The following is a 21,695-nucleotide window of genomic DNA, read 5'->3' as shown; positions in this document are numbered from 1 at the left end:
CACGGCCCAGAGACGGTGGACGCAGCCGACGAGCGCCGGCGAGGAGGAAGCGTGAACCCGTTCGACGACACGAGCGGCCCGGACTTCGGGCCGGCCGACCCGTCGGGACCACCGCCGCTCACGATGGAGGAGCGCGCCGGCGTCCTCGACGACCTGGCCGAGCTCGAGGTGTTCCGGACGCTGCTGGAACCGACCGGGATCAAGGGCATCGTCGTCGACTGCCCGGACTGCGACGAGGAGCACCACGTCGACTGGGCGCTGATGCAGGCCAACCTGCGCCAGCTGCTGGAGGAAGGGCAGACCGGCCGGCACGAGCCGCCGTTCGACCCCGACCCCGACGACTACGTCAGCTGGGACTACGCCAGCGGGTACGCCGACGGCATCGCGGCGCTCGCCGAGCGCGAGGAGCCCGGCGGCCAGCGCGGCGGGAAGCACGCCCGCGAGGACTAGGACTCCGTCGGCCTACCGGCCGACACCGCGGCCAGGAGCCGTCCCCGACCGAGCGGAGCCGCTGCGTCGCGCCTGCGCGGACCCCTCCGGGGCCCACTCGGCGCGACCTCCGGTGGTCGCCTTCCTGGACGAAGACAGCGCGCCCTCCTCCGAATCGGAGGGGGGCGCGCTTCGTCGTGCGGTGCGGTCCGGTAGGACCGCCGAGTCACTGCATCATGCCCCGGCGGAACCCGGTGGCCACGGCCTCGGCGCGGTCCTTGGCGCCGAGCTTGCGGAACAGCCGGCGGGCGTGGGTCTTGATGGTGTCCTCGGAGAGGTAGAGCTCACGGCCGATCTGGGCGTTGCTCTTGCCCTGGCTCATGCCGGTGAGCACCTGCATCTCGCGCATCGACAGGCTGACCTGCGGGGTGTCGCGCACGGCGGCCCGCACCGTGGTGGGGGCGGCACCGGCCAGCGGGGCGGCACCGTTCCAGGCGGGGGTCGGCGCGTGCGCCCCGACCGAGGCCAGGGGCACGGGGTGGCCGTTGGCCGGCTGCGGCGTCCGGCCGTCGACCCGCAGGCCCACGCGCGACAGGCCCAGGCCCATCTCGAGCGCGGTGGCGTCCCAGCGGAGGTAGCCGCGGGCGCCGACGGCGACCGCCGCGCGCACCGACTCGGCGTCGTCCGGGGCGCCGAGCACCAGCACCGGGAGCCGCGGGTAGGCCCGCAGCGCCTGGGTGGCGACGGTGAGGCCGGAGTCGACCGCCCGCTGGGTGCCCACGAGCAGCACGTCGGGCTGGCGGGTCGCCAGGCGGGACATCAGGCCGGTGGCGTCGCCGACGACCTCGACCCGGCCGACGAAGGGCAGGGCGACCAGCCGGGAGGCGATGTCGTCCCGCACCCGGCGCCGCTCGTCGTAGACCCACACGGTCGTGGTGCCCTGACCGGGACCGCGCATCCTGTCGTCGATCACCCGATTGCTCCTCGCTCTCCCGGCGGCGTGCCAGGGGATCCCCCACCGTCCGGGGCTCCCCCGGCCGGACCTCGCACGGACGGCACCCCGTCCGGGGAGCCGCCGTCGTGCGCGGGGACGCGCCGGGCCGGCAGGGCTCCCACCAGGCCGTTCGGCACGTCCGGACTCCACCTTGATCGCCGTCCAGGGCACGGGACAGACGTCCTCACCCAGCGGGGTGAGGCGGGAGCCAGCAAAATGCCGGGGTTGCGTGTGTTTGACCCGCGCAGGCCTCGGGCACCGGGCCCCTTGCAGCCGGACCGCCCCCTCCGGCTCGCATCACGAGCCGAGGAGGACCACATGGCTGACATCCGCCGACTCCCCACCCCCGTCGCCGAGGTGTGGGACTGGCAGCTCCACGGCGCCTGCCGTGGGGAGAGCACGGCCCTGTTCTTCCACCCCGACGGTGAGCGCGGCCCCGCCCGGGCCCGTCGCCAGCAGGCCGCCAAGGCCGTCTGCGCGCGCTGCCCCGTCATCGACGCCTGCCTCAAGCACGCGCTGAGCGTGCGGGAGCCCTACGGGGTGTGGGGCGGCATGAGCGAGGAGGAGCGGGCCCGGCTGATCGCCGCAGAGCCTGCTGCCGTCGCCGCGGGCGTGTAGCGCCCCCATAGACACCGAGAGGGCCGGTCCAGCGAGTCGCTGGACCGGCCCTCTCGTCTTCTCAGGCCCTCCCGGGCCTGGGTCGGCCCCCCTGCAGGGCCCCGCCGCGAGCGTGCGAGCGGCGGGGGGCAGGGGGGCCCTTCCTCAGTGCGAGTGCCCGTGGCCGCCGTGCGAGTGGCCGTGGGTGTGGTGCCCGTTGCCGTGCTCGTGCTCCTCCTCCGGCGCCTCCACGACGGCGGAGTCGGTGGTGAGCACCATCGCCGCGATCGACGCGGCGTTGCCCAGCGCGGCCTTGGTGACCTTGACCGGGTCGATGACGCCCTGGGCGGCCAGGTCGCCGTACTCGCCGGTCGCGGCGTTGAAGCCCTGGCCGACGCCGGCCTCGCGGACCTTGCTGACGACGACGCGGCCCTCGTAGCCGGCGTTCTCGGCGATCCGCACCAGCGGGGCGTCGAGGGCGGCACGGACGGCGCGGGCACCGGTCAGCTCGTCGCCGGTGAGGTCGAGGGAGTCGACGGCCGCTGCGGCGTGCACCAGTGCGGAGCCACCACCGGGGACGACGCCCTCCTCCACCGCGGCGCGGGTGGCGGCGATGGCGTCCTCGATCCGGTGCTTCTTCTCCTTCATCTCGACCTCGGTGGCCGCGCCGACGCGGATGACGCCGATGCCGCCGGCCAGCTTGGCCAGCCGCTCCTGCAGCTTCTCGCGGTCCCAGTCGGAGTCGGTGGCCTCGATCTCGCGGCGGATCTGCGCGACCCGGTCGCCGATGGCCTCCTGGGTGCCGCCGCCGTCCACGATCGTCGTCGTGTCCTTGGTGACGGTGACCCGGCGGGCGGTGCCGAGCACCTCGAGGCCGACGGCGTCGAGCTTGAGGCCGACGTCCTCGCTGACGACCTGGCCACCGGTGACGACGGCGAGGTCGGTCATGAACGCCTTGCGCCGGTCGCCGAAGTAGGGCGACTTCACCGCGACGACCTTGATGGTCTTGCGGATGGAGTTGACGACGAGGGTCGACAGCGCCTCGCCCTCGACGTCCTCGGCGACGATGAGGAGCGGCTGACCGCCGCGGCCGAGCACCTTCTCCAGCAGCGGGAGCAGGTCGGCCAGGGCGCTGATCTTGCCGCTGACCAGCAGGACCAGGGCGTCCTCGAGGACGGCCTCCATGGCCTCCTGGTCGGTGACGAAGTAGGGCGAGAGGTAGCCCTTGTCGAACTGCACGCCCTCGGTCACGTCGAGGTCGGTGGAGAGGGTGTTGCTCTCCTCGACGGTGATGACGCCGTCCTTGCCGACCTTCTCCATGGCCTGGCCGATGAGCGCGCCGACCTCGGCGTCCTGCGCCGAGATGGTGGCCACGCCGGCGATGGCGGCCTCGTCGGTCACCGGGATGGCGACCTCGTCGAGCGCTGCGGAGACGGCGTCGACGGCGGCGCGCATGCCGCGGCCCAGACCCATCGGGTTGGCGCCGGCGGCGACGTTGCGCATGCCCTCCTTGACCAGGGCCTGGGCGAGCACGGTGGCGGTGGTGGTGCCGTCACCGGCGACGTCGTTGGTCTTGGTGGCGACGTTCTTGGCCAGCTGGGCGCCGAGGTTCTCGTACGGGTCCTCGAGCTCGACCTCGCGGGCGATGGTCACGCCGTCGTTGGTGATGGTCGGGGCGCCGAACTTCTTGTCGAGGACGACGTTGCGCCCGCGCGGGCCGAGGGTCACCTTGACCGCGTCGGCGAGCTTGTCGACACCGCGCTCGAGCGCGCGGCGGGCGTCCTCGTTGAACTTGATGATCTTGGCCATGGGCCCTTCCGATCAGAGAACAGGGGGCGGACGACGACCGCCCCGGGACCCGGTCACTCGGGTCGCCGGGGCGGTCGCGTGCGTGCTGGAGCGGCCCCGTCGCAGGGCCCCGCGGCGAGCGGAGCGAGCGATGAGGGGCGACGGGGTCCTGCTACTTCTGCACGACGGCGAGCAGGTCGCGCGCGGAGAGCACGAGGTACTCCTCGCCCGCGTACTTCACCTCGGTGCCGCCGTACTTGGAGTAGATGACCACGTCGCCGACCTGGACGTCGAGCGGAACGCGGTTGCCGTTGTCGTCGATGCGGCCGGGGCCCACGGCGATGACCGTGCCCTCCTGCGGCTTCTCCTTGGCGGTGTCCGGGATGACCAGACCGGAGGCGGTGGTGGTCTCGGCCTCGTTGGCCTGGACCACGACGCGGTCCTCCAGCGGCTTGATGGTGACCTTGGTAGCGGTCGTCACGTCGGTGACGCCCCCTTCGGTGTCGAGCGGCTGGTGGGTGTGGTGCTGATGCTGTGGCACGGAAACCGCGCGCCTGCCGTCGCGGGGGTCAGGCGTCAGCCCGTGTCGATTGGCACTCTACCCAGGAGAGTGCCAGCCCCTCAACCGGGTCCCGCGATTGTGTCCCGGACCGGTGCGTCACGCTCTCCCCGTGCCCTCCGACCATGGTCCCGACGGCGTCCTGGAACGACTCCGGTGGCTGCAGACACCGGAGGGCGCGGCCGCCGTCGCGCACGCCGCGGAGCTGCTCGCCGCCGGCACCGATCTGCTGGCCGGCCTGGACCGGCTGCGCGCGCTCGTCGGTGCGGAGGGCGCCGGCCCGGCGTGGGAGCTGGCCCGGCTCCGGGCCCGCGCACGCCCGGTCTTCGGTGCCGACGCCGACCGCCTGTTCCTCACCGCCGACACCCTCGAGCAGGCCGGCCGGCCTGCGCTCGCCGCCCGCCGGGCGGCCCGCCTCCTCGCCGGGGGCGCCGAGGAGGTGGACTCCGCCGTGGACCTCGGCTGCGCGGCCGGCACCGACACCGTGGCCCTGGCGCGGGCGGGGGCGACGGTCCTGGCGGTCGACCTCGACCCGGTGGCGCGCGAGCTGACCGCCGCCAACGCGGCCGCCCTGGGCGTGGCCGACCGCGTGTGGGTGACCGCCGGCGACGCCGTCGAGCTGGTTGCGGCGGCCCGGGGCGGGGAGGTCGCCGGCTGCGCGGCGGCGGTCCTCGATCCGGCCCGGCGGGCCGGCGGCCGCCGGCAGCTGGACCCCGACCGCTGGTCCCCGCCGTGGTCGACGGTCGAGGAGCTGCTCGACCGGGCCCCGGTGGCGGTGGTCAAGGTGGCGCCGGGCCTGGACCACGACCGGGTGCCCGACGGCGTGGAGGCCGAGTGGGTGTCGGCCGGCGGCTCGATCGTCGAGGCGCTGCTGTGGGGGCGAGGGGTGTCGGCGACGTGGCGGCGGGCCACCGTGGTGGCCGCCGACGGCGCCGTCTGCGAGCTGGTCGCCGACGCCGACCCCGGCCCGGCACCGGTGGGGCCGGTACGCGGATGGCTGCACGAGCCCGATCCCGCGGTGATCCGCTCCGGTCTGGTGTCGCTGGCGGCCGCCGAGCTCGGCGCCACGCTCGTCGACCCGACGATCGCCTACCTGACCTCCGACGCGGCCGCCCCCGGCTCGCCCTGGGTCACCTCGTACCGGGTCGACGAGGTGCTGCCGTTCTCGCTCAAGCGGCTGCGGGCCCTGCTGCGCGACCGCGGCATCGGCCGGGTGACGGTGAAGAAGCGCGGCTCGGCGATCGAGCCCGAGCAGCTCGTGCGGCAGCTGCGCGGCCCCGGCGCGGGCACGGCGACCGTCGTCGTCACCCGGGTGGCCGGCGCGCCGACCGTCCTCGTCTGCGACGTCAGCGGAGTGTGAGGGCGCGGAAAGTGCGCCCCTCCCACTCCACCTAGCGGGTGACGACGTCGATCGGCAGCGAGCTGTCGGCCCCCAGGTCCGGGGACGACGGCGCGACGCCGGCCGCCACCAGCCGTGAGCCGAGCGCCGCCACCATCGCGCCGTTGTCGGTGCACAGCCGCGGGCTGGGCACCCGCAGCACGATCCCGGCCGCCGCGCAGCGCTCCTCGGCCAGGGCGCGCAGCCGCGAGTTGGCCGCCACTCCCCCGCCGAGCACCAGGTGGTCCACGCCGTGGTCGCGGCAGGCCCGCACCGCCTTGGCGGTCAGCACGTCGGCCACCGCCTCCTGGAACGAGGCGGCGACGTCGGCCACCGGCACGGGGTCCCCGGCCCGCTGCCGAGCCTCCACCCAGCGGGCCACGGCGGTCTTGAGGCCGGAGAAGGAGAAGTCGTAGGCCGCGTCGCGGGGGCCGGTGAGGCCGCGCGGGAAGTCGATGGCGGCCGGGTCGCCCTCGCGGGCGGCGCGGTCGATCGGCGGCCCACCCGGGAACGGCAGGCCGAGCACCCGGGCGACCTTGTCGAAGGCCTCGCCCGCGGCGTCGTCGATGGTGCGGCCCAGCGGCTGCACGTCGCGGGCGAGGTCGGGCACGAGCAGCAGCGAGCTGTGCCCGCCGGAGACGAGCATCGCGATCGACGGCTCGGCCAGCGCGCCGTGCTGCAGCTCGTCCACGGCGACGTGCGCGGCGAGGTGGTTGACCCCGTAGAGCGGCACGTCCAGGGCCAGCGCGTAGGCCTTGGCCGCCGCCAGGCCCACCAGCAGCGCCCCGGTCAGCCCGGGCCCGGCGGTCACCGCCACCGCGTCGACGTCGGAGGCCTGCACCCCGGCCTCGGCCAGCGCCCGGTGCACCGTCGGCACCATGGCCTCCAGGTGCGCGCGCGAGGCGATCTCCGGCACCACGCCGCCGAAGCGCTCGTGCTCGGCCATCGACGTGGCGAGGGCGTCGGAGAGCAGCGTGCGCCCGCGCACCAGCCCCACGCCGGTCTCGTCGCACGAGGTCTCGAAGCCCAGCACCAGCGGCTCGTCATGCTCCCGGACCTGTCCGCTCACGAGCGGTCCCTCCTCATCACCACGGCGTCGCTTCCGCTCGGCTGGTAGTACCGCGGCCGCCGGCCGATCTCGGCGAAGCCGCGTCGCCGGTAGAGCCCCTGCGCGTGCTCGTTGTCCGCCCGCACCTCGAGCAGCACCACCGGGCTGCGGCGGTCGGCCTCGGCCAGCAGCGCGTCGAGCAGCAGCGCGCCGATCCCCTCGCCCTGCCGGCTGCCGGCGACCCCGATGGTCGCCACGTGCGCCTCCTCGGGGTAGGCGATCAGCCCCGCGTACCCGACCACCGTGCCGTCGTCGTCGGCCACCAGGTAGTGCCGGGTGTCGGTGCGGGCCAGCTCGTCGCGATACATGGCGGCGGTCCAGGTGTCCGGCGCGAAGAGCTCCTCCTCCAGCGCCAGGACGGCGGGCAGGTCGGCCAGCCGCATCGGCCGCAGCCGGGGGGTCACGACGTCGTCACCGGCTTGAACGACGTCGGCGGGACGGCGTCCGGACGGCGCAGGTACAGCGGCACCAGCGGCCCGGCCGACCCCGGGTCGGCCAGCTGCCCGGCCGCCGCGCGCAGCAGGCCCGCGGTGCTCACGTCGGCCGGCGTGACGGCCGCGCCCAGCCGCTCGCCGAAGCGCTCGTCACCGACGAACGGGCCGGCGGCGGTCAGCTCCTCCGGGCGGACGACGCCCGGCCCGTCGACCCGCTCCCCGCCCGCGCCGTAGGCGGCCCAGTAGACCTCCTTGCGGCGGGCGTCGGTGACCACCGTCCGGGCGCCGGAGCCCACGGCGTCCAGCGAGCAGACGCCCACGACCGGCACCCCGCGGGCGTCGGCCAGGGCGGCGGCGGTGACGATGCCGACCCGCAGGCCGGTGAACGGCCCGGGGCCCAGCCCGGTCACCACGGCCTCGACGTCGGCGAGGGTCAGCCCGGCGTCGGCGAGCGCGCCGCGGACGGCCGGCACCAGCAGCTCGGCGTGCCGGTTGCCCGAGGGCACCAGCCGCTCGGCGAGCACCTCGACCGCGCCGTCGGGGGACCGGCGCGCGACGCCGGCGAGGAGCGTCGGCGTGGCGGTGTCGAGGGCGAGGACCAGCACGGACAGCCAGGTTACTGAGCGGCCGCGAGGCGCTGCTCCCAGCCGGGCCCGGACGGCACGAGGACGGCGGTGCGCACGTCGTCGTCCCGGCGGTCCAGCCGCACCTCGAGGTGCTCGTCGGCGAGCCGCTCGACCAGCCCCTGCCCCCACTCGACGACCGTCACCGACTCCTCGGTCGAGGCGTCGAGGTCGAGGTCGTCGACGTCGGCGACCGACCCCAGCCGGTAGGCGTCGACGTGCACCAGCGGCAGCCGGCCGCCGCGGTGCACGCGGGAGATGACGAAGGTGGGCGAGGTGACCGGCTCCCGGACGCCGAGCGCCTCGCCGATGCCCTGGGTGAGCGCGGTCTTGCCCGCCCCCAGCGGCCCGACCAGGACGACGAGGTCACCCGGGCGCAGCAGCCCGGCCAGCGCGGCGCCGAGGGCGCGGGTGTCCTCGGCGGTGGGCAGCACGTGCTCGCGGTTCACGACAGGCTCCCGGCGACGGCGGTGAGGTCCTCCAGCAGGCCGGCACGGGGCGCGCCGTTCGGCCCGAACCGGATGGCGGCCGAGGGGTGGTAGGTGGCCCACACGGCGCGGCCGTCGACGTCGTGCGGCCGGCCGCGGACGGCGGCGAGCACGGTGCGCGGACCGAGGAACCACTTCGCCGACGACAGCCCCAGGGCCACGACCACCGGCGGGTCGAGCAGCTCCAGCTGCCGGCGCAGCCAGCCGCTGCAGCGGGCCACCTCCGGGGCCTTCGGCGTCCGGTTGCCCGGCGGCCGGCACTTGACCACGTTGAGCACCGCGGCCTCGGCCCGGCTCAGGCCCGCCTCGGCGAGCAGCTGGTCGAGCAGCGCGCCGGACCTGCCCACGAACGGCCGGCCGGTCTCGTCCTCGGTGGCCCCGGGGGCCTCGCCGACGAGCACGAAGCGGGGCCGGCCGCCGGCGGGCACGTCGCCGACGACCACGTGCTGCCGGGTGGCGGCCAGCTCCGGGCAGGCGACGCACGGCGAGGCCGCGGCGGCCAGCTCGGCCCAGTCGCGGGCGGCCGCGGCCGTGCGGGCGACCTCCTCGGCCGCGGCGTCGAGGCGGGGCGGACGGGGAGCGGCCACGTCGGCACCCTACGGCGCGGCCTCAGGCGCTCGCCGCGCCCGCGGGCTGGCCGGCGCCGACGCGGCGCAGCAGCGACGACAGCGCGGCGGTGACCTCGGCCGGCTTCTCCAGCGGCACCATGTGCCCGGCGTCGGGGACGACGACGAAGTCCACGTCGTCGGCGTCCGGGCCGCCCAGCAGCTCGACGAGCTTCTCGCTGTGCTCCGGCGGGATGAGGGTGTCGGCGTCGCCGGTGAGCACGAGGGTGGGCACGGCGCGCAGGGGCTCGAGCGCACCGGTCTCGTCCATGCCGGCCAGTGCCGGGTAGAACTCCGCGATCACGTCGACCGGCGTGCCGGCGATCATCGCGTCCACGTACCGGCCCAGCCGCGGGTCGACGTCCCGCGAGGCGAACGACAGCGACCAGGTGGCCGCGGAGATCACGGAGGCGGCCACCTTGCGGGTGCGCTCGGCGAAGCCGGGCCGGCGGCGCATGGTCCAGGCGGCCACCGGGATCACCGCGGCGCGGACCCGGGTCAGGAACTCCGGCAGGCCGAAGGAGAGCTCGGCGAGGTTGCCGCTGGAGGTCGACATCAGCGCGACGCCCACCACGCGCGAGCCGAACAGCTCGGGCCGCAGCGCGGCCAGCGACATGATCGTCATGCCGCCCATCGAGTGCCCGACCAGCACGACCGGGCCGCGCGGCACCCGCGCGCGCAGCACCGCGGCGAGATCGTGGCCGAGCTGCTCCATGGTCGAGTTCTCCGACGCCCCGCGGCCGGAGGAGCCGTGGCCGCGCTGGTCGTAGAACACCAGCCGGGCCTTGGGCCGCGATCCGTTGGCCGTGGCCAGCTCCGCCCCCAGCGCCCGGCGCTGGAAGGTCCACGACGCCATCGACAGCGTGTAGCCGTGCACGAAGACGACGGTCAGCGGCGCGTCGGTCGGGCCGACCTCCTCGACGGCCAGCAGGACGCCGTCGTCGGCCTGCACCAGCGCCGTCCGGTCGGCGCGGCGCGACGCCGGGCCGAGCGGGTCCTCGTCGCGCAGCTCGGCGTCGCTGGCGCCGGCCGGCAGCCCGGCCGCCGACCCCACCCGCTGGGCGCCGACCCGGCGGGTGGCGATCCGGCTGACGGCGACGCCGACCGCGGTGCCGGCGGCGGCCAGGCCGACCACCGCGCCGACGACCCCGGCGGTGTGGTGCGGCCCGTAGGGGTGCTTGGCGGCCTTGCGCGGGTGCGCGGCCATCAGACCGCCCCCGCCGAGCCGACGTACCGGCGGGTGAAGCGACCGCCGATCCGGGCCACCAGCTCGTAGTGGATGGTGTCGCAGGCGTCGGCCCACTGCTGCGCCGTCGGCTCGCCGTCGGTGCCCGGGCCCCACAGCACCACCCGGTCGCCCGGGGCGACGGGGTCGTCGCCGAGGTCGAGGACGAACTGGTCCATGCAGACCCGTCCGGCGATCGGCCGCTGCGCGCCGCCGGCGAGCACGGGGGCGCGGTTGCTGCCGGCCCGCGGCACGCCGTCGGCGTACCCCACCGGGACGACGGCCAGCGTGGTCTCGCGCTGCGTCGTGTACGTGTGCCCGTAGGAGACCCCCGCGCCGGCCGGCACCCGCTTGGTGAGCATGACCCGCGCCTGCGCGGTCATCGCCGGGCGCAGGCCGTACGCCGCCGGGTCGCCGCCGAGGGGGTCCAGGCCGTAGACGGCCACACCGGGGCGGACCAGGTCGTACCAGGTGTCGGGCAGCGCGACCGTGGCCGCGGAGTTGGCCAGGTGCCGGCGGGCGTCGGTCAGGCCGGCCGCGCGGGCCACCTCGACGGCCTCGTCGAAGACCGCGCGCTGGCGCCCGATCGTCGGGTGGGTGGGCGCGTCGGCGTAGGCCAGGTGGCTCCACAGCCCGGCGACCTCGACCTCGCCGTCGGCCTGCGCGCGGGCGGCGGCGGCCACGAGGGCGGGCCACTCGTCGGGCGTCGCGCCGCCCCGGGCCAGGCCGGTGTCGATCTTCAGGTGCAGCCGCGCGGTGCGGCCGGTGGCGCGGGCGGCGTCGACCACCTCGGCCAGGCCCCAGGTCGCGTTGACCGACACCTCGAGGTCGGCGGCCAGCGCCGCGGCGAAGTCCTCGCCCGGCCCGTTCAGCCAGGCCAGCACCGGCGCCGTGACGCCGGCGGCGCGCAACGCCAGCCCCTCCTCCAGCGCCGCGACGCCGAGCGCGTCGGCGCCCCCGGCCAGCGCCGCGCGGGCGGCGGGCACCAGGCCGTGGCCGTAGCCGTCGGCCTTGACCACGGCCATGAGCGGTCGGCCGACCCGCTCGCGCAGGACCGCGGTGTTGGCGGCGATGGCGTCGAGGTCGACGACCACCTCGGCCCGGGCGGCAGGAGACGTCACGGAACTCAGTCTCCCAGGGTCCCCGCGCCACCTCCGCGCACGCGGGCGAGTGTCTCGGGCAGCCGGCGCACCAGGTCACCGGCGATCAGCGGCCCCGCGGCGGCCGCGAGCTGCCCCGCCCGGCCGTGCAGGTGGGCGGCGGCTGCCGCTGCCCGCTCCGGGGGCAGGCCGGTGGCCAGCAGCGCACCGGCGATGCCGGAGAGCACGTCGCCGGTGCCGGCGGTGGCCAGCCACGGGGTGCCCGTGCCGTTGACGAACGCCGCGCCGTCGGGCCCGGCGACGACGGTGGCGTCGCCCTTGAGCAGCACGACTGCGCCGAGGTCGCCGGCCAGCCGGCGGGCCGCGCCGATGCGGTCGTCGCCGACCTCGCGGCCGAACCGGGCGTACTCCCGGTCGTGGGGGGTGAGCACGGTGGGGGCCGCCCGTCCCCGGACCAGGTCGGGGGCCTGGGCGGCCATCGTCAGCGCGTCGGCGTCCAGCAGCACCGGCAGGTCGGTCGCGAGCACCTCGGCGAGCACGCTCCGGGCGTCGTCGTCGGTGCCCATGCCGGGGCCGACGACCCAGGCCTGCACCCGCCCCGCGTCGCCGGGGCGGCCGTCGGTCACGATCGCCTCCGGCCAGGCGGCGCGGACGCCGTCCCCCGCGGTGCCGGCGTAGCGGACCAGGCCCGGCCGGGTGCGCAGCGCGGCCCCGGTGCACAGCACCGCGGCGCCGGGATAGGTCGCGGAGCCGGCGACGATGCCGACCACGCCGCGGGAGTACTTGTCGTCGTCGGACGACGGGGCGGGCACCAGCGCGGCGACGTCGGCGTCGGTGAGCTGCCGGGTGCGGGGGGCGGGCAGGTCCAGCCCGATGTCGACCAGGTGGACGACGCCGGCGTGCCCGCGGCCCTCCCCCACCACCAGCCCGGGCTTGACCGCGCCGAAGGTGACCGTGTGCTGCGCGGGGAACGCCGCGCCGGGCACCGCGCCGGTGTCGGCATCCACCCCGGACGGGACGTCGACGGCCACCATCAGACCCGGCCCGGTCGCCGCCTCCTCCACCAGCGCCGCGGCCGCGGGCCGCAGCCCGCCGCGGCCGCCGATGCCCACGATGCCGTCGAGGACCAGGTCGGCGCGGTCCAGCCCGGTGGCCCCGGCGCCGGCGACCACCACCCGGCCACCGGCCCGGCGCAGCGCGGCCAGCCCGGCGGCGTGCGCGCGTCCGGGGTCCAGCAGCACGGCGGTGACCCGCGCGCCGCGGCGGGCCAGGAACGCGCCGGCGAACAGCGCGTCCCCGCCGTTGTCGCCGGCCCCGACCAGGGCGGTCACCCGGGTGCCGTGCGCGCGGCCGAGCAGCCGCAGGCAGACGGTGGCCAGCCCGGTGGCGGCACGCTGCATGAGCGCGCCCTCGGGCCCGGCGGCGAGCAGGGGGGCCTCGGCGGCGCGCACCTCGCCGGCGGTGAACAGGCCGATCACCCCGCCACCTCGCCGGCCCGCGCGATGCCCTCGGCGACGACGACCGCCGAGGCGATGCCGCCGTCGTGGCTGAGCGACACGTGCCAGGACGTGACGCCGAGCTGGTGCGCGCGGCGGGCCACGGTGCCGCGGACGGACAGGTGCGGGCGGCCGTGCTCGCCCACGGTCACCTCGGCGTCGTGCCAGTGCAGGTCGCCGGGCGCGCCGAGGGCCTTGGCCAGCGCCTCCTTCGCCGCTAACCGGGCGGCCAGCGACTCCCCCGTGCGCTCCCCGCCCGACGGCGTCCGCTGCTCGTCGGCGGTGAACAGCCGGTCCCGCAGCGCCGGGGTGCGGGTGAGCGACTCGGCGAACCGCGCGACGGGCACGACGTCGATGCCGATCCCGATGATCACCGGCCCAGTCTGCCGGGCGCGCCCGCGGGCCGCCGGACGCCGTCCTCCCCGACCGTGCGGGGTGCTCCCGGACGGTGCACCGCCGGGGAGGACCACACATGATCAGGGACCCTGATCATGTGGGCCGCCGACGCGGGCTACTCCACCGTGACGCTCTTGGCCAGGTTCCTCGGCTGGTCGACGTCGTAGCCGCGGGTGTCGGCGATCTCGCAGGCCAGCACCTGCAGCGGCACCGTGGTCACGACCGGCGCGAGCAGGGTCGGCGTCCGCGGCACGCGGATGACGTGGTCGGCGAAGGGGACGACGTCCTCGTCGCCCTCCTCGGCGATGACGATCGTGCGCGCCCCGCGGGCCCGGACCTCCTGGATGTTGGAGACGACCTTGCCGTGCACGGACTCCCGGCTGCGCGGCGAGGGGACCACGACGATGACCGGCGTCCCCTGGTCGATGACGGCGATCGGGCCGTGCTTGAGCTCGCCGGCGGCGAAGCCCTCCGCGTGGATGTAGGCCAGCTCCTTGAGCTTGAGCGCACCCTCCAGGGCCACCGGGAAGCCGACGTGCCGGCCGAGGAAGAGCACCGTGTTCGCATCGGCCAGCGAGCGGCCGAGCTCGCGCACCGGCTCCATCTGCTCGAGCACCTTCGAGACGGCGTCGGGCAGCTGGCGCAGCTCGTCGACGATCTGGGCGATCTCGTCCTCGTACTTCAGGCCGCGGACCTGGGCCAGGAAGAGCCCGACCAGGTAGCAGGCGACCAGCTGGGTGAGGAAGCCCTTGGTGGAGGCGACCGCGATCTCCGGCCCGGCGTGGGTGTAGAGGACGGCGTCGGACTCGCGCGGGATCGTGGAGCCGTTGGCGTTGCAGATCGCGAGCACGCGGGCCTTCTGGTCCTTGGCGTGCCGCAGGGCCATGAGGGTGTCCATCGTCTCGCCGGACTGGCTGATGACGACGACGAGCGTGGAGCGGTCGAGCACCGGGTCGCGGTAGCGGAACTCGCTGGCGACCTCGACCTCGACGGGGATGCGGGTCCAGTGCTCGATGGCGTACTTGGCGATCAGCCCGGCGTGGTAGGCGGTGCCGCAGGCGACGACGAACACCTTGTCGATGTCGCGGAGGTCCTGGTCGGTGAGCCGCACCTCGTCGAGCACCAGCTCGCCGCGCTCGCCCAGCCGGCCCAGCAGGGTGTCGGCGACCGCGCGGGGCTGCTCGGCGATCTCCTTGAGCATGAACCAGTCGTAGCCGCCCTTCTCGGCGGCCGCGGCGTCCCAGTCGACGGTGTAGGCGGTCGGCTCGACGGTGTTGCCCGCGAAGTCGGTGACCGTGGCGCCGCGCTCGCGGTCGATCTCCACGACCTGGTCCTGGCCCAGCTCGAGGGCCTCGCGGGTGTGCGCGATGAACGCCGCGACGTCGGAGCCGACGAAGTACTCGCCGTCGCCCACGCCGACCACCAGCGGGCTGTTGCGCCGCGAGGCGACCAGGCGGTCGGGCTCGTCGGCGTGCGCGGCGACCAGCGTGAAGGCGCCCTCCAGGCGGCGGCTGACCACGCGCATGGCCTCGGCCAGGCGGTCGCGCCCCGCGGGCAGCTCCTCGTAGGCGGTGCGCAGCAGGTGCGCGGCGACCTCGGTGTCGGTGTCGGAGGCGAGCTCGACGCCGGTGGCCTCGATCTCGGCCCGCAGCGCGGCGAAGTTCTCGATGATCCCGTTGTGGATCACCGCCACCCGGCCGTCGGCGGACAGGTGCGGATGCGCGTTGCGGTCGGTCGGACCGCCGTGCGTGGCCCACCGGGTGTGCCCGATGCCCAGCGTCGCGGCCGGCAGCGGCGAGTCGGCGAGCACCTTCTCCAGGTTGGCCAGCTTCCCGGCCTTCTTCGCCGTCGCCAGCGAGCCGTCCGCTCCGTCAGCGCCGACCCGGACCGCGACGCCGGCGGAGTCGTATCCCCGGTACTCGAGCCGCCGCAGGCCCTCCAGGACGACGTCCAGGGCGTCCTGCGGGCCCACGTACCCCACGATTCCGCACATTTGACCGAGGGTACCGGCGGAGGCGGACCGATCCGTCCATCCGCGGCGTGTCCCCCCCTCGGAGGGGTCGGCCTCCCTACGGCCTCAGCCGACCGCCCGGACGACGTCGGCCAGCCGGTGGGCCACCTCGTCGGCGTGCTCCTGGGTGGCCGCCTCGACCATCACCCGCACCAGCTGCTCGGTGCCCGACGGGCGCAGCAGCACCCGGCCGGTGTCGCCGAGCTCCTCCTCGACGGCGTTGACCGCCTCGGCGACCCGGTCGCTCTCCACCACGGCCATGCGGTCGCGCACGGGCACGTTGACCAGCACCTGCGGCAGGCGCTGCACCACGGAGGTCAGCTCGGCCAGCGAGGCGCCGGTGACGGTCATGCGTGACATCAGCGACAGCGCCGTGAGCAGCCCGTCGCCGGTGGTGGCGTGGTCGAGGAAGACCAGGTGGCCGCTCTGCTCGCCGCCGAGGGAGAGCCCGCGCTCGCGGAGGGCCTCGAGCACGTAGCGGTCGCCGACGGCCGTCGTCCGGACAGCGATGCCGGCGTCGCGCATCGTGTGGTGGAAGCCCAGGTTGCTCATCACGGTGGCCACGACGGTGTCGTCGCGCAGCTGCCCGCGCTCGTGCAGCCCGATGGCGCAGACGGCGAGGATCGCGTCGCCGTCGACGACCTCGCCGTCGGCGGTGACCGCCAGGCAGCGGTCGGCGTCGCCGTCGTGGGCGATGCCGAGGTCGGCGCCGTGCTCGCGCACCGCTGCGGTGAGCGGGTCCAGGTGCGTGGAGCCGATGCCGTCGTTGATGTTCCAGCCGTCGGGCTCGCCGCCGATGACGTGCACGGTGGCGCCCGCCTGTCGGTAGACCTCGGGGGCGACGGTCGCCGCGGCGCCGTGCGCGCAGTCGACGACGACGGTGAGGCCCGCGAGCGGCTGCTCGAGCGTGGCCAGGAGGTGCTCGGCGTAGTCACCGACCGGGTCGGCCAGGTCGTGCACCCGGCCGATCTCGCGGCCGGTCGGACGGCGGCCGTCGCCGTCGGCGTCGCCGGCGCGCCGGCGCGGGGTGACGACGGAGTGCTCGATCGCGGCCTCGACGGCATCGGGCAGCTTGTGCCCGCCGCGGCTGAAGAGCTTGATGCCGTTGTCGGGCATCGGGTTGTGGCTGGCGGAGATCATCACGCCGAGATCGGCGCCGGTGGCGCCGGTGAGGAAGGCGACGGCCGGCGTGGGCAGCACGCCCGCGCGGAGCACCTGGGCACCCGCGCTGGACAGCCCGGCCACGACCGCGGCCTCGAGCATCTCCCCGCTGGCGCGGGGATCGCGGCCGACGACCGCGACGGGACGCGAGGTCCCGTCGCGGTCGGCGAGCACGCCGGCGGCAGCACGTGCCACCGAGAGGGCCAACTCCGGCGTGAGGTCGGCGTTGGCCCGACCCCGGACGCCGTCGGTCCCGAAGAGGCGACCCACGGACGGACCGGTCAGCGCTTGCTGTACTGCGGGGCCTTGCGGGCCTTCTTGAGGCCGTACTTCTTGCGCTCCTTGACCCGCGCGTCGCGGGTCAGGAAGCCGGCCTTCTTGAGGGCCGGACGGTCCTCGGCCTCGACCTCGATGAGCGCCCGGGCGATCGCCAGGCGCAGCGCGCCGGCCTGCCCGGTGACGCCGCCACCCTTGAGGATGCCGACGACGTCGTACTGCTCGGCCTTCTCCAGGGTCACGAACGGCTCACGGATGAGCTGCTGGTGCACCTTGTTCGGGAAGTAGTCCTCGAGGGTGCGGCCGTTGAGGCGGAACTGGCCGGTGCCGGGCAGCAGCCGCACGCGGACCACCGCCTCCTTGCGCCGGCCGACGGTCTGGACCGGACGCCCCTCGGCGTCGGTCACGGTCAGCGAGCTGGTCACTGGGCCACCTGCTTGATCTCGAAGGTCTGGGGCTGCTGCGCGGCGTGCGGGTGCTCGGGCCCGGCGTACACCTTGAGCTTCTTGAGCATCTGCCGGCCGAGGCTGTTGTGCGGGAGCATGCCCTTCACGGCGCGCTCGATGACGCGGTCGGGGTGCGTCCGCAGCTGGTCGCCGACGGGGATCGCCTTGAGGCCGCCCGGGTACCCGGAGTGGCGGTAGGCGATCTTCTCGTCGCGCTTGGACCCGGTGAGGGCCACCTTGCCGGCGTTGACGATGACGACGAAGTCGCCGACGTCCACGTGCGGGGCGTACTGCGGCTTGTGCTTGCCGCGGAGCAGGACAGCGGTCTGGCTGGCCAGTCGACCGAGCACCACGTCAGTGGCGTCGATGACGTGCCATGCCCGGCTGACCTCGCCGGGCTTGGGGGTGTACGTGCGCACGGCGCTCGTGTCCTCCGTCGTCGTCGGGATGGCTGGTGGGATCGCCTCACCGAGCACGGGAGACGTCGCGGTGCGCGCGCACCAACCAGCGGCCGCGCACCAACAGAGAACAGTACCAGCCACGCGCCCACGACCTGCGGCCTGCTGCTGGACGAGAGCCGGCCCGGCCCTCCTGCGGGGGCAGGAGGGTCCGTCAGCCGTCGATCAGGTCACGCTGGGCCGGGAGCAGCGCATCCATCGCCGCGACGTCCTCCGGGGCCGACAGCCCCAGCACGTCGACGCTGGCCAGGTAGCTGCCGTAGCCGACGTAGCACCGCTGGTAGTAGCTGTCGCCCTCCTGGAACCAGAAGCACGGCGCGGCCGGGATCGACGGCAGGGTGAACCGCGTCCCGCCGTAGGCGGCGGTCTCCAGCTCCGAGAAGGTCGTGTAGACGGTGTTGGTCTCCGCCGACGTCGGGAAGGCGTACAGGGCGACGGCGTACAGCAGGTCGCCCTCCTCCGACTGCTTGGCGTAGAAGCCGCGGAAGCCGTTGGCGGTGAGCACCTCGCGCTCGCGGGCGGGGTCGATGGCGATCCGCAGGTAGCCCTCGAGGTCGTAGGGGCCGGAGAAGTTGTTCAGCTCGCCGGGCGGGTCCAGCGCGAGCGCCTGCAGCCCGACCGGGTCGGTCGGCAGCGACGGGACGTCGGCCTGCGGGGTCGGCGTGAAGCCGCGCAGCAGCTGCACCTGGTCGCCGAGCACCCGGTCCAGGTCCGTCGCGGCGTCGGCCGTCGCGCTCTGGTGGTAGACGTAGGCCAGCATCCGGCCCACCGGCGCGAACGCCTGCACGGTCGCGGTGTCGCCGTCCTCCATCAGCAGGACGCCGCCGTCACCGTCGACGTCCACCTCCTCGTACCCGCCGCCGGCCTGCGCCTCGACCAGCTCCTCGGCCGCCCGCACCGCGGACTCCGGGTCGGAGAGCTCGACGGCGAGGGTGAGCGTGGCGAACCCGCTGGCCGGGGAGCTGTTGCACTGGCCCCAGCCGGCCACGAAGCCCCAGCTGTCGAGGATCTCCTCCGTGCTGCCGTCGCCGAAGTAGAGGGCGTCGACGGCAGCGGCGCTGACCACCGGCCCGGAGGGGAAGCAGCTCTCGGTGCGGTCGGGGAAGCTCGTCTGCACCAGGGCGGTGACCGAGGCGATCCGGTGCGCCTCCAGGAGCGTGCCGACGCCCGGCGCGGGGGCGGGCGTGACGTCGACCGGCTCCTCGGTGGGCTCGGCCGGCTCGGACGTCGAGGGCGGGGCGCTGGTGGTGGGCACCGCGGACTCCGCCGGGCTGGCCGTGCCCTCGACCGTGGCCGTGCACCCGGTCAGCGCGACCGCGAGCAGTGCCGCCGCCGGCAGGGTCGCACGCACCTCGGTCAGTCCGTGATCTCGGTCAGCCGGCCGGTGGCGACGTCGTACACCGTGCCGCGGACCGCGCGGGACACCAGGTAGGGGCTCTCGGCGATCAGCCGCATCGACTCGCGGACGTCCTCGGCGGCGTCGCGGAAGGCCCGCACCGCCCACGTCGGGCGCCGGCCGGTGGCCTGCTCGACGAGGTCGGCGAAGGAGTTGTCGTCGGTGGCCTGCAGGCCGCACTGGGTGTGGTGGACCAGCAGGATCTCGCGGGTGCCCAGCACGTGCTGGGAGACCGTGAGCGACCGGATGACGTCGTCGGTGATGACCCCGCCGGCGTTGCGGATCACGTGCGCGTCCCCGACCTCGAGACCGAGCATCTGGAACAGCGGCATGCGCGAGTCCATGCACGCCACCACCGCGACCTTGCGCTGCGGACGGACGTCCTTGGAGCCGGGGAACCGGGCCGCCCACTCCTCGTTGGCCGCCAGCATCCGGTCGATCTCGGACAATCCGCACCTCCGTCAGTCGCCTGTCTCCGCACCCTAACCAGGCCGGTCGGGCGCCGTGGCACCGGCGGAGCGCAGCGGCCCACCGGGTGATCGGCCAGGATGGCCGGGTGCGCACGGTCGAGGAACACCAGGCGGTCGTCGCCGGGCTGCTGCCGGCGATGCCGGTCGAGACGGTGCCGCTGGCGCAGGCCCACGGCCGCGTGCTGGCCGCCGACGTCCCGGCGCTGGTCGCCCTGCCGGGCTTCGACAACTCCGCGATGGACGGCTACGCCGCCCGGTGGGCCGAGGTGGGCAGCGCCGGCGAGCAGCCGGTGCGGCTGCCGGTGGCCGACGACGTCCCGGCCGGGCGTACCGACGTCGTGCCGCTGGCCCCGGGCACGGTGCAGCGGATCATGACCGGCGCCCCGCTGCCGGCCGGCGCCGACGTCGTCGTGCCGGTCGAGCTCACCGACGGCGCCACCGACGTCGTGACCATCACCGCCTGCCCGGCGCGCGGCACGCACGTGCGCGCCGCGGGCGAGGACATCGCCGCCGGCACCGTCGCGCTCGCCGAGGGCACGCCGCTCGGCGCCGCCCAGCTGGGGCTGGCCGCGGCCGTCGGGCACCGGGAGCTGCCGGTGCGCCGCCGGCCCCGGGTACTGGTGCTGTCGACCGGCAGCGAGCTGGTCGAGCCCGGCGCTCCGCTGCTGCCCGGGCAGATCTACGAGTCGAACTCCGCGCTGCTGGTCGCCGCGGTCGGCGACGCGGGCGGGGAGGCCCGCCGGCTGCACTTCGTGCCCGACGACGTCGACCAGTTCCTGACCACCGTCCGCGCCGAGCTGGCCACCGCCGACCTGCTGGTCACCAGCGGCGGGGTGAGCGCCGGCGCCTACGAGGTGGTCAAGGACGCCTTCGCCGGCCTGGGCACCGTGGAGTTCGCCAAGGTGGCCATGCAGCCGGGCGGGCCGCAGGGCGCCGGCACGGTCGACGGCGTCCCGGTGGTGACGCTCCCGGGCAATCCGGTCAGCGCGTTCGTCTCCTTCGAGGTCTTCGTGCGCCCGGCGCTGCGCCGCGCGCTCGGGCACGCCGCGCCCGGCCGGCTGCGCGCCCCGGCCACGCTCACCTCGCCGCTGCGCTCCCCGGCCGGCCGGCGGCAGTTCCTCCGCGGCCGCTACGACGACGGGCGGGTGTCGCAGGTCGGCGGGCCGGGCTCGCACCTGGTCGCCCATCTCGCGCGGGCCAACTGCCTGGTCGTCGTCCCGGAGGACGTCACGGAACTGCCGGAGGGGGCCCGGGTGGACGTCGTGCTGATCGAAGGAGCGTTGCAGTGACCGAGTTCCGGTTGACCCACGTCGACGAGAAGGGCGCCGCCCGGATGGTCGACGTCACCGAGAAGGCGGTGACCGCCCGCGTCGCGACCGCCGCCGGCCGGGTGACCGTCAGCCCGGAGGTCGTGGCCCTGCTGCGCGGCGCCGGGGTGCCCAAGGGCGACGCGCTGGCCGTGGCGCGGATCGCCGGCATCGCCGGTGCCAAGCGGACGCCGGACCTCGTGCCGCTGTGCCACCCGATCGCCCTGCACGGCGTCACCGTCGACCTCGAGGTGACCGACGACGCCGTGGAGATCACCGCCACCGCCCGCACCGCCGACCGCACCGGCGTGGAGATGGAGGCGCTGACCGCCGTGGCCGTCGCCGGGCTGACGATGATCGACATGGTCAAGGCCGTGGACCCGCGGGCCGCGGTCACCGACGTGCGGCTGCTGGCCAAGTCCGGCGGCAAGAGCGGCGAGTGGACCCGGTGACCGGGCTGCCGCCGGGCGCGCGCGCCGTGGTCCTCACCGCGTCCAACAGGGCCTCGGCCGGCGTCTACGAGGACCGCAGCGGCCAGGCGCTCGCCGCCGGGCTGCGGGAGCTGGGCTTCGAGGTGGAGGGCGTGCACGTGCGGCCCGACGACGTCGCGGAGCTGCAGGCGGTCCTGCGCGCCGCGGTCGACGCCGGCGTCGACGTCGTCCTCACCACCGGGGGAACCGGCCTCTCCCCCACCGACGTCACGCCCGAGGCCACCCGCGGCGTGCTCGAGCGCGAGGCACCCGGCCTGGCCGAGGCGGTCCGGCGGTACGGCGCGGAGAAGGTGCCGACGGCCGTGCTCTCCCGCGGGATCGCCGGCACCGCCGGGCGGACGCTCGTCGTCAACCTGCCCGGGTCGACCGGCGGCGTGAAGGACGGGCTGGCGGTGCTGGGACCGCTGCTGCCGCACGTGGTGAGCCAGCTCCGCGGCGGCGACCACGGCTGACGGAGTG

General features: G+C 75.7%; 24 protein-coding genes. 6 read left to right on the top strand and 18 right to left on the bottom strand.

Annotated features, from left to right (window positions below):
* Positions 1-51: 51 nt before the first annotated feature.
* Positions 52-450, top strand: coding sequence for a DUF5319 family protein (locus tag ACI79R_RS03600; protein WP_456572191.1), 399 nt, complete (start codon positions 52-54; stop codon positions 448-450).
* A gap of 205 nt (positions 451-655) precedes the next feature.
* Here ACI79R_RS03600 and ACI79R_RS03595 read toward each other — a convergent pair whose 3' ends face one another.
* Entirely contained in the window at positions 656-1,402 is a 747-nt protein-coding gene (locus tag ACI79R_RS03595; protein WP_456572190.1) for a response regulator transcription factor, read from the bottom strand.
* Between the two features lie 339 nt (positions 1,403-1,741).
* Here ACI79R_RS03595 and ACI79R_RS03590 point away from each other — a divergent pair, with 339 nt between their 5' ends.
* On the top strand, positions 1,742-2,041 hold the full coding sequence (locus tag ACI79R_RS03590) for a WhiB family transcriptional regulator (RefSeq protein WP_456572189.1): 300 nt from the start codon (positions 1,742-1,744) through the stop codon (positions 2,039-2,041).
* A 144-nt stretch (positions 2,042-2,185) separates the two neighbouring features.
* Here the strand turns inward: ACI79R_RS03590 and groL are convergent, their stop codons facing one another.
* On the bottom strand, positions 2,186-3,829 hold the full coding sequence (gene groL / locus ACI79R_RS03585) for a chaperonin GroEL (protein WP_456572188.1): 1,644 nt from the start codon (positions 3,827-3,829) through the stop codon (positions 2,186-2,188).
* Between the two features lie 151 nt (positions 3,830-3,980).
* Positions 3,981-4,349 (bottom strand): co-chaperone GroES, encoded by a 369-nt coding sequence (gene groES, locus ACI79R_RS03580; protein WP_456572187.1) that lies wholly within the window; start codon positions 4,347-4,349, stop codon positions 3,981-3,983.
* 130 nt (positions 4,350-4,479) lie between these two features.
* Here groES and ACI79R_RS03575 point away from each other — a divergent pair, with 130 nt between their 5' ends.
* Positions 4,480-5,727 carry a THUMP-like domain-containing protein gene (locus tag ACI79R_RS03575; RefSeq protein ID WP_456572186.1) on the top strand — a complete coding sequence of 416 codons (1,248 nt, stop codon included), beginning with the start codon at positions 4,480-4,482 and terminating at the stop codon, positions 5,725-5,727.
* 31 nt (positions 5,728-5,758) lie between these two features.
* Here the strand turns inward: ACI79R_RS03575 and tsaD are convergent, their stop codons facing one another.
* From tsaD to ACI79R_RS03500, 15 genes are all read right to left on the bottom strand, one after another.
* The gene (gene tsaD, locus ACI79R_RS03570; protein WP_456572185.1) at positions 5,759-6,814 is read right to left on the bottom strand and encodes a tRNA (adenosine(37)-N6)-threonylcarbamoyltransferase complex transferase subunit TsaD; all 1,056 of its coding nucleotides are present in this window, start codon (positions 6,812-6,814) and stop codon (positions 5,759-5,761) included.
* Entirely contained in the window at positions 6,811-7,257 is a 447-nt protein-coding gene (gene rimI, locus ACI79R_RS03565) for a ribosomal protein S18-alanine N-acetyltransferase (protein WP_456572184.1), read from the bottom strand. The genes tsaD and rimI overlap by 4 nt, the downstream gene beginning before the upstream one ends.
* Positions 7,254-7,892, bottom strand: a complete 639-nt coding sequence (tsaB, locus tag ACI79R_RS03560) for a tRNA (adenosine(37)-N6)-threonylcarbamoyltransferase complex dimerization subunit type 1 TsaB (protein ID WP_456572183.1) — start codon at positions 7,890-7,892, stop codon at positions 7,254-7,256. The genes rimI and tsaB overlap by 4 nt, the downstream gene beginning before the upstream one ends.
* Before the next feature lie 11 nt (positions 7,893-7,903).
* Complete coding sequence (gene tsaE, locus ACI79R_RS03555) at positions 7,904-8,359, bottom strand: tRNA (adenosine(37)-N6)-threonylcarbamoyltransferase complex ATPase subunit type 1 TsaE (RefSeq protein WP_456572182.1); 456 nt, start codon at positions 8,357-8,359, stop codon at positions 7,904-7,906.
* Positions 8,356-8,985 carry a uracil-DNA glycosylase gene (locus ACI79R_RS03550; RefSeq protein ID WP_456572181.1) on the bottom strand — a complete coding sequence of 210 codons (630 nt, stop codon included), beginning with the start codon at positions 8,983-8,985 and terminating at the stop codon, positions 8,356-8,358. Before ACI79R_RS03550 ends, tsaE begins: the two co-directional genes overlap by 4 nt.
* A 22-nt stretch (positions 8,986-9,007) precedes the next feature.
* The gene (locus ACI79R_RS03545) at positions 9,008-10,210 is read right to left on the bottom strand and encodes an alpha/beta fold hydrolase (protein ID WP_456572180.1); all 1,203 of its coding nucleotides are present in this window, start codon (positions 10,208-10,210) and stop codon (positions 9,008-9,010) included.
* Entirely contained in the window at positions 10,210-11,349 is a 1,140-nt protein-coding gene (gene alr / locus ACI79R_RS03540; RefSeq protein ID WP_456572179.1) for an alanine racemase, read from the bottom strand. Before alr ends, ACI79R_RS03545 begins: the two co-directional genes overlap by 1 nt.
* Positions 11,350-11,354: 5 nt before the next feature.
* Positions 11,355-12,806, bottom strand: a complete 1,452-nt coding sequence (locus tag ACI79R_RS03535) for an NAD(P)H-hydrate dehydratase (protein ID WP_456572178.1) — start codon at positions 12,804-12,806, stop codon at positions 11,355-11,357.
* Positions 12,803-13,198, bottom strand: a complete 396-nt coding sequence (locus tag ACI79R_RS03530; protein WP_456572177.1) for a holo-ACP synthase — start codon at positions 13,196-13,198, stop codon at positions 12,803-12,805. The genes ACI79R_RS03535 and ACI79R_RS03530 overlap by 4 nt, the downstream gene beginning before the upstream one ends.
* 137 nt (positions 13,199-13,335) lie before the next feature.
* Positions 13,336-15,213, bottom strand: a complete 1,878-nt coding sequence (glmS, locus tag ACI79R_RS03525) for a glutamine--fructose-6-phosphate transaminase (isomerizing) (protein ID WP_456572176.1) — start codon at positions 15,211-15,213, stop codon at positions 13,336-13,338.
* An 84-nt stretch (positions 15,214-15,297) separates the two neighbouring features.
* Entirely contained in the window at positions 15,298-16,662 is a 1,365-nt protein-coding gene (glmM, locus tag ACI79R_RS03520) for a phosphoglucosamine mutase (RefSeq protein ID WP_456572175.1), read from the bottom strand.
* Positions 16,663-16,673: 11 nt separating this feature from the next.
* The gene (gene rpsI, locus ACI79R_RS03515) at positions 16,674-17,093 is read right to left on the bottom strand and encodes a 30S ribosomal protein S9 (RefSeq protein WP_456572174.1); all 420 of its coding nucleotides are present in this window, start codon (positions 17,091-17,093) and stop codon (positions 16,674-16,676) included.
* Entirely contained in the window at positions 17,090-17,533 is a 444-nt protein-coding gene (gene rplM, locus ACI79R_RS03510) for a 50S ribosomal protein L13 (RefSeq protein ID WP_456572173.1), read from the bottom strand. Before rplM ends, rpsI begins: the two co-directional genes overlap by 4 nt.
* A 193-nt stretch (positions 17,534-17,726) precedes the next feature.
* Entirely contained in the window at positions 17,727-18,923 is a 1,197-nt protein-coding gene (locus ACI79R_RS03505; protein WP_456572172.1) for a DUF7373 family lipoprotein, read from the bottom strand.
* A gap of 5 nt (positions 18,924-18,928) precedes the next feature.
* On the bottom strand, positions 18,929-19,417 hold the full coding sequence (locus ACI79R_RS03500) for a beta-class carbonic anhydrase (RefSeq protein ID WP_456572171.1): 489 nt from the start codon (positions 19,415-19,417) through the stop codon (positions 18,929-18,931).
* A 107-nt stretch (positions 19,418-19,524) separates the two neighbouring features.
* On the opposite strand from ACI79R_RS03500, the gene moeA reads away from it, so the two are divergent.
* From moeA to ACI79R_RS03485, 3 genes are read left to right on the top strand one after another with little or no spacing between them, the layout of a single operon-like run.
* Positions 19,525-20,727 (top strand): molybdopterin molybdotransferase MoeA, encoded by a 1,203-nt coding sequence (moeA, locus tag ACI79R_RS03495; protein ID WP_456572170.1) that lies wholly within the window; start codon positions 19,525-19,527, stop codon positions 20,725-20,727.
* Positions 20,724-21,197 (top strand): cyclic pyranopterin monophosphate synthase MoaC, encoded by a 474-nt coding sequence (gene moaC, locus ACI79R_RS03490; RefSeq protein ID WP_456572169.1) that lies wholly within the window; start codon positions 20,724-20,726, stop codon positions 21,195-21,197. The genes moeA and moaC overlap by 4 nt, the downstream gene beginning before the upstream one ends.
* Positions 21,185-21,688, top strand: coding sequence for a MogA/MoaB family molybdenum cofactor biosynthesis protein (locus ACI79R_RS03485; RefSeq protein WP_456572168.1), 504 nt, complete (start codon positions 21,185-21,187; stop codon positions 21,686-21,688). The genes moaC and ACI79R_RS03485 overlap by 13 nt, the downstream gene beginning before the upstream one ends.
* The last annotated feature ends 7 nt before the right edge of the window (positions 21,689-21,695 follow it).

Source organism: Blastococcus sp. SYSU D00820 (assembly GCF_054050695.1).
The sequence above is the reverse complement of the archived record's forward strand: the minus strand, read 5'-3'. Positions and strand labels throughout refer to the sequence as shown.

What these genes read in the sequence shown, in the direction of transcription:
- glmS (WP_456572176.1), bottom strand. Translation starts at nt 15,213, where the DNA reads ATGTGCGGAATCGTGGGGTACGTGGGCCCGCAGGACGCCCTGGACGTC.
- ACI79R_RS03545 (WP_456572180.1), bottom strand. Translation starts at nt 10,210, where the DNA reads ATGGCCGCGCACCCGCGCAAGGCCGCCAAGCACCCCTACGGGCCGCAC.
- ACI79R_RS03590 (WP_456572189.1), top strand. Translation starts at nt 1,742, where the DNA reads ATGGCTGACATCCGCCGACTCCCCACCCCCGTCGCCGAGGTGTGGGAC.
- groL (WP_456572188.1), bottom strand. Translation starts at nt 3,829, where the DNA reads ATGGCCAAGATCATCAAGTTCAACGAGGACGCCCGCCGCGCGCTCGAG.